Origin of the sequence: Methylobacterium sp. OAE515 (genome assembly GCF_041806315.1) — a bacterium.
In the GTDB taxonomy this organism is placed as follows: domain Bacteria; phylum Pseudomonadota; class Alphaproteobacteria; order Rhizobiales; family Beijerinckiaceae; genus Methylobacterium; species Methylobacterium tardum.
Map to the genome: position 1 here is coordinate 3,993,029 of NZ_JBGMUV010000001.1, position 13,788 is coordinate 4,006,816.

At 71.0% G+C, this 13,788-nt stretch carries 10 protein-coding genes and 1 pseudogene; 2 read left to right on the plus strand and 9 right to left on the minus strand.

What is annotated here, in order from left to right:
• Positions 1-32: 32 nt before the first annotated feature.
• The 3 genes from ABIE45_RS19530 to ABIE45_RS19540 are packed head-to-tail and all read right to left on the minus strand — an operon-like array spanning position 33 to position 2,632.
• Complete coding sequence (locus tag ABIE45_RS19530; protein ID WP_192709537.1) at positions 33-1,022, minus strand: glycosyltransferase family 2 protein; 990 nt, start codon at positions 1,020-1,022, stop codon at positions 33-35.
• The gene (locus tag ABIE45_RS19535) at positions 1,019-1,975 is read right to left on the minus strand and encodes a glycosyltransferase family 2 protein (RefSeq protein WP_192709538.1); all 957 of its coding nucleotides are present in this window, start codon (positions 1,973-1,975) and stop codon (positions 1,019-1,021) included. The genes ABIE45_RS19530 and ABIE45_RS19535 overlap by 4 nt, the downstream gene beginning before the upstream one ends.
• 24 nt (positions 1,976-1,999) lie before the next feature.
• Positions 2,000-2,632, minus strand: coding sequence for a PadR family transcriptional regulator (locus ABIE45_RS19540; protein WP_192709539.1), 633 nt, complete (start codon positions 2,630-2,632; stop codon positions 2,000-2,002).
• 345 nt (positions 2,633-2,977) lie between these two features.
• On the opposite strand from ABIE45_RS19540, the pseudogene ABIE45_RS19545 reads away from it, so the two are divergent.
• Together ABIE45_RS19545 and ABIE45_RS19550 are read left to right on the plus strand one after the other, a co-directional pair.
• A pseudogene (locus ABIE45_RS19545) lies at positions 2,978-6,908 on the plus strand (glycosyltransferase).
• The gene (locus ABIE45_RS19550; protein WP_192711276.1) at positions 6,905-7,624 is read left to right on the plus strand and encodes a CatB-related O-acetyltransferase; all 720 of its coding nucleotides are present in this window, start codon (positions 6,905-6,907) and stop codon (positions 7,622-7,624) included. Before ABIE45_RS19545 ends, ABIE45_RS19550 begins: the two are co-directional and overlap by 4 nt.
• Positions 7,625-7,732: 108 nt before the next feature.
• On the opposite strand, the gene ABIE45_RS19555 is transcribed toward ABIE45_RS19550, so the two are convergent.
• The 6 genes from ABIE45_RS19555 to ABIE45_RS19580 form a co-directional block, all read right to left on the minus strand.
• The gene (locus tag ABIE45_RS19555) at positions 7,733-8,548 is read right to left on the minus strand and encodes a glycosyltransferase family A protein (protein ID WP_192711277.1); all 816 of its coding nucleotides are present in this window, start codon (positions 8,546-8,548) and stop codon (positions 7,733-7,735) included.
• A 567-nt stretch (positions 8,549-9,115) separates the two neighbouring features.
• On the minus strand, positions 9,116-10,333 hold the full coding sequence (locus tag ABIE45_RS19560; protein WP_192711278.1) for a Zn-dependent hydrolase: 1,218 nt from the start codon (positions 10,331-10,333) through the stop codon (positions 9,116-9,118).
• A 50-nt stretch (positions 10,334-10,383) separates the two neighbouring features.
• Positions 10,384-11,811, minus strand: a complete 1,428-nt coding sequence (gene trmFO, locus ABIE45_RS19565; RefSeq protein WP_192711279.1) for a methylenetetrahydrofolate--tRNA-(uracil(54)-C(5))-methyltransferase (FADH(2)-oxidizing) TrmFO — start codon at positions 11,809-11,811, stop codon at positions 10,384-10,386.
• A gap of 75 nt (positions 11,812-11,886) precedes the next feature.
• Positions 11,887-12,033 (minus strand): DUF1127 domain-containing protein, encoded by a 147-nt coding sequence (locus tag ABIE45_RS19570; RefSeq protein WP_192711280.1) that lies wholly within the window; start codon positions 12,031-12,033, stop codon positions 11,887-11,889.
• A 276-nt stretch (positions 12,034-12,309) separates the two neighbouring features.
• Positions 12,310-12,570 (minus strand): GCG_CRPN prefix-to-repeats domain-containing protein, encoded by a 261-nt coding sequence (locus ABIE45_RS19575; protein ID WP_192711281.1) that lies wholly within the window; start codon positions 12,568-12,570, stop codon positions 12,310-12,312.
• Positions 12,571-12,736: 166 nt separating this feature from the next.
• The gene (locus tag ABIE45_RS19580) at positions 12,737-13,711 is read right to left on the minus strand and encodes a S1C family serine protease (protein ID WP_192711282.1); all 975 of its coding nucleotides are present in this window, start codon (positions 13,709-13,711) and stop codon (positions 12,737-12,739) included.
• Positions 13,712-13,788 lie beyond the last annotated feature (77 nt).

A 13,788-nucleotide genomic window follows, 5' to 3' on the forward strand; every position in this document is an offset into this window, starting at 1 on the left:
CGCCACGGCCCACCGGGCCGCGGCGGACCGGATCAGCCGGCCCTCCGCACACGCGAAGCGCCCGGAGTGCCCGGAGTGCCCGACAGGAGGCCCGTTACGAGATCCGGCAGCGCCGCGGCCAGCAGGGCCGCCGCCCGCAGAACCTCCGCGGCCTCCGCGGGGGAGCGGTGGGCGAGCGCCAGGGCGAGCCGCAGGGGCACCTGCGCGCCGAAGCTCGCCGCCGTCAGCGCGAGGGCCGCGGCCGGGCCGTGATGCTTGCCGGCATACAGGATCTGGCTGCGCAGGAAGTAGAACAGCCGCCGCGCCCGCACCTGCCGGGTCGTGCCCTGGCCGACATGGCGCACGACCGCCCCGGCCACGTGCCGCACGGCGAAGCCCGCGGACCGGGTACGGGTGCAGAGGTCGACATCCTCCCAGTAGACGAAGAAGCGTGGGTCGAACCCGCCGAGCGCCTGGAACAGGTCGCGGCGGATCATCAGGAAGGCGCCCATCACTTGGTCGACGGCGCGGTCCTCTTCGTGGTCCCATTCGAGGAGGAAGTGCGGCCGCGCGAGGCCCAGCCGGTCCAGCGCCAGGGCGCGGCCGAGGAGGCCCGGCACCGAGGGGGCCCGGGCGCAGGAGCGCGCGGTCCGCCCGTCCGGATCGACGAGCCGCGCCCCGACGATCCCGGTCCGCGGATCGGCCATGAGGGCGGTCCGGGCGATGCGGAGGGCGTCCGGCGCGACCTGCGTGTCTGGGTTGAGGAACAGGATCGCGGGGGCATCGCCTGCCGCGGCGCCCTGATCGCAGGCCCGGCCGAAGCCGAGATTGGCGTCGTTCCGGATCAGCCGGAGCGGGCGGGGCAGGGCGGGCAGGTCCTCGGTGGAGCCGTCCTCCGAGGCATTGTCCACGACGGTGACCTGCACCGCCTCGGCGTCCCGCACGGCCGCGAGGCCCGCGAGGCAGGCGCGCAGCAGCGCGCCGCCGTTCCAGTTGACGATCACCACGTCGAGGACCGGGCGAAGGGCAGGGCGGTCGGTCACGGTCTGTCCTGAGGCAGAAGCTCGGCAAGATCCGCAGCAAGATCCTTGGGCAGATCCTCGGGCGGGCCGAGGCGCCCGAGGGCGCCGTCGCGGGCGGCGGCGAGGAGCCGCATCAGCACGGCGGGCCGCCAGCCGGAATCCGCCCAGTACAGCCCGGCCTGGAGCGGCAGATAGGCGGCCTGGGCGAGTTTCCAGCGCAGCGGCACGTGCGGCAGGCGCCAGGCATAGACGGCGTTGCGCAGGTAGGTCCCCATGCGGAACAGGGGCTGGCGCGGCATGACGATCCCGAGCTTGGCGATCCCGAAGGCACGGATCACCCCGCCGCCGACCCGGTGCGGGATCGCGACGGCGCGGGCGACGTAGCAGCCGTAGCCGCAGGCCCAGGCGCGAAAGCACCATTCGAGCTCGACCCCGTCGATGAAGAAATCGGCCCGGAACGGCCCGACCCGGGCGAAGGCGTCGAGGTCGATAAGCGAGCCCGAGGTCGCCAGGAACTGCACCGGGGCGAGGTCGTCGCGCTCCGGCGCAGCCGGGCGCGGCGGGTAGGCGGGCGCCTTGTGGCCGGCGGTGGGCGCGGGGGCCGGTCCCACCACCGCCACGGGGATCCCGGCGCCGCGCAGCCGGTCGCGGGCGGCCAGCAGGGCGGCGGCGAGGTGTTCGGGCGGCTCGGCGTCCTGGTCGAGGAGCAGGAGGGTCTCGGCCCCCGCCGCGCGGGCGGCCCCGGCGATCCGGTTGAGCGCCTCGGCGATGCCGAGGTTCCTCCCCTCCGACAGCAGGGTCACGCCGGCCCGGGCGAGGCGTGCCGCATCCGCGACGGCGAGGCCGCCATTGTCGAAGGCGATCACCGCGGCGAAACCCGCCGCGGCCTGCGCCACGGCCCGGTCCACCTGGTCCCGCCCCGGCCGGAACAGGGTGATCCCGAGGACGAGGCGGCTCAGCCGCGGGTCAGGCACCGGTGCTCTCCCGATCGCAGCGCCTCACGCCTGCTCCACCGCGGCGGTGGCCACCTCTAGGGCCGCCGTGATCGCCGCCGCCTGGTCGGCGCTGAGCGGCCTGCGGGCGAGCCGCATCTGCAGGGCGAGCTTCAGCCCCTCCTTGGCGCGCACCACCGAAGGCGGAGGCCCGTCGCCGCGGGCGGCCTCCGCTTCGGCCATCCGGGCGAGGATTGCCTCGAGGGTCGCGCGGTTGCCGTCGAGGAAGCTCTGCCCCTCCGAGGTGATCGTGTGCAGCCGTTTGGTCCCCTCCCCGGGCGTGACCGTCACGTGACCGAGCTCCTCCAGGAGCGTGAGCGTCGGGTAGACCGTGCCGGGGCTCGGGCTGTAGGCGCCGCCGACCCGCTCCTCGATGGCCTTGATGATCTCGTAGCCGTGTCGCGGCTTCTCGGCGATGAGGTGGAGGATGACGAGGCGCAGGTCGCCATGGGCGAAGAAGCGCGCGAGATCGCCGCGGCCGCTGCGGCCGAACATCCGCCGGTCGCCGGGACCGCGGCCGTGAGGCCCATGGGGACCGTGCCGCCCGCGCGGATCCGCGCCCATCGGGCCGCGATGCGCGCGGAAGCGATAAGCGTCGAAGGGGTCGGCGTGGAACGCGTCCAGGAACAAGGGATGCATCTATTTCGATCCAATTTCGATATGTCGTATTTTTAGATATAACGAAAGTTCGTGGCCAGCAAGGGAAAGAATTAGCGGCAGGCATTGCTCCTCGGGCTTGCCGCTGCGGCGGAGCGCGGTCCCCCTCGGTCGACCACGGTTTACGGATTCCGCCGGTTCCGTTAGTGCGACGGGTCATCGACGCCTTCATCCCCTCGCGCGCCCTGCGCTCCCGACGCTGCCCGCCGGCTGCCGCCCATGAACCGATCCGAGACCTGCGCCTCGACCGCGCCCGCCCCGAGGGTGGCCGAGGGATGCCGCGCCCCGTGACGGCTCGTGGCGACCGTTCCTCCGCAGAATCCTGAGATGCGCCGCGACTCCGACCGAGATGGCCCGGTGTCGGCCTTGCGGCGGATCGGGCGCCGCCTCGGCCGGCTGCGCGATCCGATGGCCAGTCCGGCGGCCCTGCACCGCCTCTGGGCCGGTGCGGATGCGACGGAGACCGACGACCTCGAGACCCGTCTGGTCGCGGCGCTGGCGCCGTCTTTCGATGCGGGCTTCTACGCGAGCTGGTACGGGATCACGGCCGATCCGGTGCGCGACTACCTCGTCCGGGGCTGGCGCGAGGGCCGCGACCCGCGGCCCGACTTCTCCTCCGCCGCCTACCTCGCCGCCCGGCCCCATCTCGCCAAAGCCGGCATCAACCCGTTCCTGCACGCCCTCTCGACGCACAGGCGCCGGTCCGGACGGACGGGCGGCGCCGACACGGGCGCGGCCCTGCCGAAGCCCGACACCGCCCGGGCCGAGCGCCTCGCCCGCCGCCTCGTCGACGGGCCGTTCTACCTCGCCGGCAACCCCGACCTCGCGGCCGCCGGCGTCGATCCGGTCGACCACTACATGGCCTCGGGCTGGCGCGAGGGCCGCGAGCCGTCGCCGCGCTTCGACACCCTGGCCTACTGCCTGACCCGCGGGATCACCTACGCCACCCAGAACCCGCTGGTGCACTACGTCCTGCACGGCGGAGCCGCCCGGCCGGAGCCGGCCGAGGCGCTGGCGCTGCGGGTCGCGACGCTCGCGCCCTACTTCGACGCCGCCCACTACCGGCGGCGGCTGAGCGCCGCACAGGCGGAGGCCTGGGCCGGCGCCACGGACGCGGAGCTGCTGCGCGCCTATGTCGAGGGCGGCTGGCGGGCGCTCGTCAGCCCGCGTCCGGACTTCGACCCGGCCGGCTTCGTGCAGGCGCGCGCCGGCAGCCGGGCGGTCGCGGACGACCCGTTCTTCCGCTACGTGGCCGAGACGCGTCTGTCCGGGCGTGCGCCGTTTGCCGAGCCGGAGCGGCTGAACGTGCCGGCGGTGGATGAGGCCTGGTACCGGGCGACCTACCCGGATGTGGGCGGGCGTGAGCCGTACCTGCACTTTGCCGGTCTGGGCTGGCGGGAGCTGCGAGATCCGGGGCCGGGGCGCTCGACGCTGGCGGCGCTGCTGCGGGTGTGCGGGTTGCGTCCGGCGCGGGCGCCCGTCGAGGACACCGGCTGGCTGGGGGCGATCGGGGCCGAGCCGGTGGCGCGTGGGGCGCTGCTGGACCTGCAGGCGCGGCTGGTGGCGGGGCATTTCGACCACGGCTTCTACCGGGCGCGCTACGGGCTGCCCGCGGAGGCCGACGCGGTGCGCGACTACTGCGACACCGGCTGGCGCAAGGGCCGAAACCCACGGCCCGACTTCAACGGGCAGGCCTATCTCGAAGCGCATCCGGGCGTGCGCGAGACCGGCCTCGCGCCCTTCGTCCACTTCCTCGCCACGGCGCTGATGCACGGCACCGACATCGCGGCCGGGGCCTTCGACCCGCGCTCCGGGACGCCGGATTCGCGGGAGGCGGCGCTCGCCGACGAGACCCGGGAGATCGCGCCGTTCTTCGACGCCGCCTACTACGCCAAGCGCAATCCCGACGCCGCCACCGCCGAGGGCGGGCCGCTCGCGCATTTCGTCGCCTACGGCCAGCACGAGGGGCGCGATCCCAGCGCGGCGTTCTCCACCGTCTTCTACGCGGAGACCTACGGGCACCTGTTCGGCCCGGGGGAGTCGCCGTTCCTGCACTACGTCCGGACCGGGCGGGCGGCCGGGCTGCTGGCCGCGCCCGAGGATCTGGGCACCGCCCCGCCCATGACCGCCCCCGCAGCCCAGGACTGGGACGGCCTGCCGCAAGCCCTGCCCATCGCTCAGGCCCGCGTCGTCGTCATCGTCCCCGTCTACAAGGGACGCGGCGAGACCCTGCGCGCCATCCACGCCTGCCTGTCGGCCCCGCAGACAACCCCCTTCACCCTGCTGGCCGTCAACGACCGCTCCCCCGATCCGCAGCTCACCGCCGAGCTGGCCGACCTCGCCCGCAGGGGCCTGTTCCACCTCGTCGAGAACGCGCAGAACCTCGGCTTCGTCCGCTCGGTCAACCGCGCCCTCAGCCTCCGCCAGGGCCGCGCCGTCGTCCTGCTCAACTCCGACGCCCAGGTCTTCGGCGACTGGCTCGACCGCCTCGTCGCCCATGCCGAACCCGAGGCCGAGCCCGATGCGGAACCCGCAGGCGCCGCCCGCCCGCGCGTGGGCAGCGTCACGCCGCTGTCCAACAACGCCACGATCTGCTCCTACCCGCGCTTCAGCGCCAACAACACCATGCCGCTGGAGATCGACCGGCCCGATCTCGACCGCTTGGCCGCCCGGATCAATCGCGGCCGCGCCGTGCCCGTGCCCACCGGCGTCGGCTTCTGCATGTACATGACCGCCGAAGCGCTCGACGCCGTCGGCCCCCTCGACGCCGAGGCCTTCGGCAAGGGCTACGGCGAGGAGAACGACTGGTGCCTGCGCGCCACCAAGGCGCGGCTTCGTCAATCTGCTCGCCGAGGACGTCTACGTCTACCATGCCGGCCAGATCTCGTTCGGGCTGGATGAGGGCGGCGAGTACGACCAGGGCCAGGCGGCGCTGCTGTCCAAGCACCCCGACTACCCGGCGCGCGTCGGGCAGTTCGTCCAGGCCGATCCGGGCCGGGGCGGGCGGGCGCGCCTCGACCTGGCCCGGCTGGCCCGGCACTGCGCCGGCCGGGCGCTGCTGTACGTGACCCACAGCTGGGGCGGGGGCATCCAGCGGCACATCGACGACATGATCGCAAAGGCCCGGGCCGAGGGCCTGTCGGTGGTGCTGCTGCAGATCGACCGGACCCGCAACCTCGAGGTCCAGGTCGCCTACCGGGGCGCCGAGTTCCTGTACCTGCCCAACCTCGGCAGCCTGTACCTGCCGCGCGACGCCGAGACGCTGTCGGGCTTCATCGCGGCGCTGGCGCCGGTCCTGATCCACGTGCACTCGCTGGCGGGGCTGCGCTGGGCGGCGGCGGGCGCGCTGATGGAGCTGGTGGCGAGCTCGGGGCGTCCCTATGCCTGGACGCTGCACGACTACTCGCCGGTCTGCCACCGCAACCACCTGGTGCAGCCGGACGGGCGCTATTGCGGCCTGGCGCCGGTCGCCGAATGCCGGGCGTGCCTGGCGGCGGATGCGGAGGGGTTCGAGGAGCCGGATCCGGGTGAGCGGCGGGCGGCGTTCGGGGCGTTCCTGGCCGGGGCGGCGCGGGTGTTTGCGCCGTCCGCCGACACGGCGGCGCGGATCCGGGGGGTGTACCCGGACCTGGCGATCACGGTGCGGCCGCATCTGGAGCCGGAGCGCGCCGTGCGCGACACCGCCCTGCAGCGGCCCGGGCGCGTCCGGCGGGTCGCGGTGCTGGGCGCCATCAGCGCGACGAAGGGCGGCCTGTTCCTGCAGGCGCTGGCGACCGACGCGCAGGACCGGAAGCTGGCCCTGCGGTTCTCGATCGTGGGCTTCTCCGACCCGGCGCTCACGGGCGGCCTGGAACGCGCAGGCGTCACCGAGACTGGGCGCTATGTCGGCGACCACGAGGCGCTCGACATGGTCTGGCGCGTCGTGGCCGACCTGGTCCTGCTTCCGGCGATCTGGCCGGAGACCTACTCGTACGCGCTGACGCTGGCTCTGCGCACCGGCCTGCCGGTGGTCGCCTTCGACCTCGGTGCCCCGGGCGAGCGGCTCTCTGCCTACCCGAACGGCCACCGCCTGCCCTACGCGCTGGTCACCGACCCGGCGGCCTTCAACGACCGGCTGCTGGCCATCGACGTCTCGGAAACCGGGCGGCTCTCCGGGCCGATCCAGGCCGCCGAATACGGCGATCTGAGGCACGCCTATTACGGTCTGGACCCGGCGCCAGCCGGGACGGAACGCCCCATCGACGAGGACGCCGCATGATCTCCGTCAACGAGGACATGAAGCAGGAGATGCTGCGGCGCGGCATCTCGGTGCTGCACCCGGCCCCGTTCGGCCTGCCGGAGGACTGCACCTTCGAGCCGCCGTGCAGCATCAAGTGGATGGGCATCGATTACTGCCTCACCATGGGGGCCTTCTCGTACGCGGTGAGCGGCTACTATTTCGGCGCCGACATCGCCCGCTACTGCTCGATCGGCGAGAGCGTCCAGGTCGGGCGCGGCAGCCACCCGGTCCATTGCGGCTCGACCTCGCCGCTGTTCTACACGCACCACTCGGCCGTGTTCGACCGCCTCGAGCCGCGGGCGGAGGATTACGAGATCTGCGGCCCCTACCTGTGGCCCAAGCGCGTGCGCATCGGCAACGACGTCTATATCGGCCACGGCGCCTTCCTGATGCCGGACATCACGATCGGCGACGGGGCGATCATCGGCGCCATGGCGGTGGTGACCAAGGACGTGCCGCCCTACGCGATCGTGGCCGGCAGCCCGGCCCGGATCGTGAAGATGCGCTTCCCCGACGCGCTGATCGAGCGCTACCTGAAGGTGCAATGGTGGCGCTACGCCTTCTGGGACCTGCGCCAGTGCTCGATCACCGACCCGGAAAAATTCCTCGACGCCGTGGAGGAGCGGATCGCCGGCGGCATGCAGGAATACCGGCCGGACTTGATCCCGATCCAGTCGCTGGTGCCGGGGGGGTGAGGGTCAGCAGGTTGTCGGCCGCGATCGTCGCAGGTCGGGGACAGGAAGACGCGCCTCCGCGGTGCGAAGTTTCGCTCGAAACTCGTCCGCGTCTCTGAATCGGCCGTCTCACCAGGGGATGCGGCCGTACCGGCGCGTCAGAACTGCATATTCCGCCGCACTCTGCTCCGCGAAGGCCCGATCGGCGGCAATGCGGGCCATGCCGGAGCGGGCATGGACAAGCCGGGTGACAAGGGGTGCCAGCATCGTGTGGCGCTGCAGCTCTAAGCACGCTCCACCAAAGCGCACGACATTGGTGATCCAGGGTCGGACCTGTTCCGCCATCGCGAAGGTCGCCGGGGCCAAGGCGTCGATGAGGTGGCAACGTTTCAAGCCGCTGTCGCCCAATCGACCGAGCCATTCGTTATCGAGATGCCAGCGCATGGTAGGATCGAACCGTCCGACCCGCCGGAGGGTGCTGGACGGCATCAGCCAGCCTGAGGGTGTTGGAAAGTCGTTGATGCGCATGATCGTGCCATTCTCATCGACCTCAAGCTGGGTCGTGGAAACAAAATCATAGCGTTTCAAAGCATTGAGACCCCAGGTCAGGTAATTCCGGTCCCACCAATCGTCGTCCTCCAAGAAGGCAATGTAGTCAAAACGATCCGCCGCCGCGTCGATTCCCGCATTCAGGGCACCGGCCTGCGAGCGGGTCTCGCTGCGCGCCCAGATGACATCGCTCCGCTGCGCTAGCCACACGGGGATGTCCGCATCGGCATCGATGCCGATGATGAAGGTCAACCGGGCGCGACCTTCCGCAACGGCTATCTGGTCGAGCGCGCTGGTGATTGCCCGGTCGACAAAATATCTGTCGGTCTGAGCGCCGTCGGCGACGTGCTGAAGACGGGACGGGATGATCACCCCGACCGACAAAGGTTGCGACATCTCAAATCTTCCCTCGCACGATCACCGAAAAGACATCACTGGCAATATTTTCCAAACACAGTGATAAATAGGCGAGCGATAATTCATTTAAAGCAGTAAAAATAAATTCGCTCATGTACGAATTTGATCTTTTTGAACCTGATCAGATCTTGATCGCGCTGTCTTTGTTACATTTTAGAGATTTTTTCGTCAAGTTTACAAAATTAAGATGTATATAAAAGCGTTTGATGCCCAGCAATTCACATATATTACAATTAAGACAGATAGTCAGTTCTATATGAGTTAATGCTGTCGGTATAAACAGATTGAACGAGATCAAAAAATTGCAACCGGACGTCACGCGGCTGTCGCGTCCGGAAGCCGGATGCAGACGTGGTTTATGGCATCGACACGGAATCCGAAGGATCCGGCAGATCCTCAGATCCGGATGACGCTCCGCCGCCCTCCAAGCCGAAGCGGCGGCCGAGCCGCGGCTTGTGCTTGTCCTGCAGCCTATCGGAACGGCGCGGCGAGCCCGCTCAGCGCACGGACCGGTGCTTCGACAGGCGGCTCCTCACACCGAACCGATCATCTCAGCGCGTGCGCCGCCGCCGCGCCGAGCGCCCGGACCCCCAACACGAGGTCGGCGTCGCTGGTATCCTCCGCCCAATGATGACTGATGCCGCCGATCGAGGGGACGAACAGCATCGCGGCCGGCAGGATCCGGGCGACGTTCTGGGCATCGTGGCCGGCGCCCGAGGGCATCACCTGCCAGCTGCCGGGACTGACCGCCTCGGCGGCCTCCGAGAGCGCGCGCATCAGTGCCGGGTCGCAGGGGGCGGGGATCGCCTTGGAGAGGGCCGTCAGCGTGGCGGGGCAGCGCTCGCGGCGGTTCGATTCGCGCACCAGCGCCTCCAGGCAGGCCTCCATCCGCTCCAGCACCGGCATCGACACGTCGCGGAACTGGAAGAACACCTCGGCGCGGCCCGGGATGATGCTGAAGCCGCCGGGATCCAGGGTGATCCGCCCCGTGGTCCAGGTGCTGCGCGGGCCGCAGACCTTCGGGAACTCGCGGTCGATCGCCGCCAGGAGTCGCACCGCCGAGAGCCCGGCGTCCCGGCGCTCGGCCATGGTGGTGCCGCCCGCATGGTCCTGGTTGCCGGAAAAATCGATCCGGAACTGCCAAATCGCCACGATGCCGCTCACCACCCCGAGGTGCAGGCCGGCCGATTCGAGCTGCGTGCCCTGCTCGATATGCATCTCCAGGAAGCCGCGGTAGCGGCCCGGGTCGAGCTGCATCCGGGGCAGGCCGGCAAGCCCGGCATTCGCCAGGGCGTCGCGCAGGGGCGTGCCGTCGGTGCGGTTGCGGGCTTCGTCGATCTCGGCCTCGGTCAGGTCGCCGATCGCCGAGCGGCTGCCCAGGAAGCCGCCCGAGAAATGCCCCTCCTCGTCGGCGAAGGCGACGACGTCGACCGGCAGGCCGGCGCGGGCGAGCGCCACCCCGGCCACGACCCCCAGCGCCCCGTCGAGCCAGCCGGCCTCGTTCTGGGTCTCGATGTGGCTGCCGACCAGGAGATGCGGGCCGGGGCCGCGGTGCCGCCCGAGGACGTTGCCGATCCCGTCGATGGAGGCCTCCAGGCCGCAGGCCTCCAGCTTGGCCATCAGCCAGCGGCGGGATTCCATGTCCTCGGCCGAGAAGGTCGGGCGGTGGACGCCGGTGCGGAACCGGCCGATCTCGCGCAGGGCGTACAGGTCGGCCAGGAAGGCTTCAGTATCGATGAAGGCCTGCGTGTCGATCTCGGTCATGCGGTCCCCGGGGGCTGGATGTTCCGGCCGTGCAAGCCCCGTGCGGCGGGCTATTCCGCCGCTGCAGGTCTTGCCGCCTCACCCTGCGCACCGCCCATCCAGGCGGCGAGGTCGGCCCGGGCCCGGTCGGTCAGCGCCCGCTTCTTCAGGGCGGCCTTCTCCGGCCCGCGGAGGCGTCGGCCGGTCTCGTTGCGGGGCGCCCGCTCCAGGGGTGGGAACAGGCCGAAATTCACGTTCATCGGCTGGAACGAGCGCGGGGCGTTGGCCTCACCGTCCGCCGCCACGTGGCCACCGGTGATGTGGGCGATCAGCGCCCCCAGGGCGGTCGTCTGGGGCAGGGGCGCGAGCGGGTGGCCGGCAGCCTCGGCCACCGCGAAGCGGCCGGCTATCAGCCCCACCGCGGCGCTCTCGACATAACCCTCGCAGCCGGTGATCTGGCCGGCAAAGCGCAGGGCGGGGCGCGCCTTCAGCCGGAGCGTGGCATCGAGCAGACGCGGGCTGTCGAGATAGGTGTTGCGGTGCAGGCCGCCGAGGCGGGCGAACTCGGCCCGCTCCAGGCCGGGAATCGTGCGGAAGATCCGCACCTGCTCGGCATAGGTCAGCTTCGTCTGGAAGCCGACCATGTTGTAGAGGGTGCCGAGCGCGTTATCCTGGCGCAGCTGCACGATCGCGCAGGGCTTGACCAGCGGATCGCGCGGATTGGTCAGGCCGACGGGCTTCATCGGGCCGTGCCGCAGGGTCTCGGGGCCGCGCTCGGCCATGACCTCGACGGGTAGGCAGCCGTCGAAATAAGGCGTGCCCTCCCACTGCTTGAACCCGATCTTTTCGCCCGTCACCAGGGCGTCCACGAAGGCCTCGTACTGCGCGCGGTCCATCGGGCAATTCAGGTAGTCGGCCCCCGTGCCGCCGGGACCCGGCTTGTCGTAGCGGGACTGGAACCACGCCACGTCCATGTCGATCGAGTCACGGTGGACGATCGGCGCGATGGCGTCGAAGAAGGCGAGGGATTCGGCCCCGGTGAGCGCACGGATGCCCTCGGCCAGCGCCGGGGCGGTCAGCGGGCCGGTGGCGACGATGCAGGGCCCCCATTCCTCCGGCGGCAGGCCCTCGACCTCCCCGCGGACGAGGGTGACGTTGGGGTGCTGCTCCAGGGCGCGGGTCACCGCGGCGGAGAAGCCCTCGCGGTCGACCGCCAGCGCCCCGCCCGCCGGCACTTGGTTGGCATCGGCCGCCCGCATGATCAGCGAACCCAAGCTGCGCATCTCCTGATGGAGCAGCCCGACAGCGTTGCCCTCCGGATCGTCCGACCGGAACGAGTTCGAGCAGACGAGTTCGGCCAGCCCGTCGGTCTGATGGGCCTCGGTGCCGCGCACCGGGCGCATCTCGTGGAGGACAGCGCGGTGGCCGGCCTCCGCCACCTGCCAGGTCGCCTCGGATCCGGCGAGACCGCCGCCGACGATGTGAATGGTCTGTGTCATGTCTGAGAATAGCGAAGGACCGCCGCCCGGATCAACGGGCGGCGGTCCTTCGGACGGCTCTCGCGATGGCTGGGATCAGACGCGGGCGATGCCGCGGATCTCGCTGCGGTTGATGCCGAGATCGGCGAGGTCGCGATCCGACAGGCGGGAGAGCTGGGTGATGGTGTCGCGGTACCGGAGATAAGCGCGGACGCGGCTCAGGACGCTACGGGCGGCGGACATGGTGTGCTTTGACCTCTGCTCGGGCAGACGATGGCGCCTCATTGCGCATCACTGCCTCTTGTTGGTGCAATGCACATATAGGCCGACCGCGGCGCAACAGGAGTCGAAAGGTCAAGCATCAGCCCTGCGGGAATTGCATAACCGGCTTAAGAAACTGCCAACCATTCCGGATGGTCATTCTTTGGGCGCATGTAGAAACGCGGTCGCGGACGCGCGAAGGGCGTCCCGCCTCGCGGCGGAACGCCCCCCGATACGCCGATCGACCGCTTCCGGGTCTCAGTAGAACGGGCGCGGTCCGTAGAAGCCGTAGGGCCGGTAGAACGGGCGCGGTCGGACGTAGCCGCCATAATAGACGGGCCGGCGCCAGTAGCCGTAGGGGCGGGGCCCCCAGTTCGGACGGCAGATGCCCCAGGGATTGGGATGAAAGCCGGGGCCGCAGCCGCCCGCCGCCTCGGCGGTGCCCACGAACCCCAGGCCGCCGGCGATCGCGGCGGCCATCACGAGCGCCTTCGCGCGCGGTGCGCTCAGAATCGTCATGACTCGATCTCCTCATTACGTCCGGCGGATCGGCAGCCGGTCGATGAAGATTCGGCTCCGCCACCTGAACCGACGCTGAGCCAGAAGTTGTGTCCGGTACAGGCTCGCGGCGGCGTCCCGGCAACGCCGTCCGCACCGCGGAGGTTGCGGCGCAGCGATGGCGGCCTCAGTGCAGGGACGGGGTGCGCAGGAACCGTTCCCGGTCCCCGGAGACCAGGGCGAGCTTCACGCCCCGCCCCTCGCGCCGGACGGTGAGCGGCACCCGCACCCCCGCCTCGCCGAGCGCCCAGACGCTGCGGAACAGGGCGGCGAGGTCCGCCACCGGCTCGCCCGCCACCGCCTCGATCACGTCGCCGGCCTGGAGGCCGCCGGTCTCGGCCGGTCCGCCATCGGCGAGGCCCATCACGACGATGCCCTCCTCGCTCTCGGTGGCGTAGAGTCCGAGCCAGGGCCGGGGCGGACGGTTCGCGCGCCCGCGCGTGGCGAGGTCGTCGAGGATCGGCAGCAGCAGGTCGATCGGCACCACCATGTTGATCGGGCGCGCGCCGCTGGCGCCGCCCTGCTGCAATTGCAGGGAGCCGATCCCGAGCAGGTCGCCCTCCGGGCCGATCAGCGCGGTACCGCCCCAATGCGGGTGCGCGGGGGCGGTGAACAGGGCCTCATCCAGCACGTATTCCCAGTAGCCGGCGAATTCCTGCCGGGCGACGACCTCAACGGCGACGCAGCGCTGGCGTCCGCCCGCGCCGGCCAGCACGGCCCGGTCGCCGGTCTTCAGCCCGGCCGAACGACCGAGCGACAGGGCCGGGACCCCGAGATCGCCCAGCGCCTGGACGAGACCGAACCCGGTGGCGGCATCGAAGCCGAGCACGTGGCCGGGCACCGAGCGGCCGTCCCGGGTGGTGAGCCAGACGCTCTCGGCCTCGGTGACGAGGTAGCCGATGGTGAGCACCAGCCCGTCCTCGCGGATCACCACGCCGTTGCCGGCCCGCTCGGTGCCGAGGGTCTCGGCCGTGAAGGCGCCCTCCGGGATCCGCGCCGAGAGGGCCAGCACCGCCGACAGGGCCCGGTCGAGGTCGTAGCCGTAATCGGCAGGCCTGGGCTGGGCCTGCGCGGGGATCTTCCACTCGCCCTGCGTCGCCATGATCGTCCTTCGGCTCGTCCATCCGCGTCCTGGCTGGCCCTGTCCTGGCTGGCACCGATCGCGCGAAAGGGCACAAG

Coding starts and splice junctions, on each gene's coding strand:
- ABIE45_RS19540 (WP_192709539.1), bottom strand. CDS start 2,632: ATGCATCCCTTGTTCCTGGACGCGTTCCACGCCGACCCCTTCGACGCT.
- ABIE45_RS19575 (WP_192711281.1), bottom strand. CDS start 12,570: ATGACGATTCTGAGCGCACCGCGCGCGAAGGCGCTCGTGATGGCCGCC.
- ABIE45_RS19560 (WP_192711278.1), bottom strand. CDS start 10,333: ATGACCGAGATCGACACGCAGGCCTTCATCGATACTGAAGCCTTCCTG.
- ABIE45_RS19555 (WP_192711277.1), bottom strand. CDS start 8,548: ATGTCGCAACCTTTGTCGGTCGGGGTGATCATCCCGTCCCGTCTTCAG.
- trmFO (WP_192711279.1), bottom strand. CDS start 11,811: ATGACACAGACCATTCACATCGTCGGCGGCGGTCTCGCCGGATCCGAG.
- ABIE45_RS19570 (WP_192711280.1), bottom strand. CDS start 12,033: ATGTCCGCCGCCCGTAGCGTCCTGAGCCGCGTCCGCGCTTATCTCCGG.
- ABIE45_RS19550 (WP_192711276.1), top strand. CDS start 6,905: ATGATCTCCGTCAACGAGGACATGAAGCAGGAGATGCTGCGGCGCGGC.
- ABIE45_RS19580 (WP_192711282.1), bottom strand. CDS start 13,711: ATGGCGACGCAGGGCGAGTGGAAGATCCCCGCGCAGGCCCAGCCCAGG.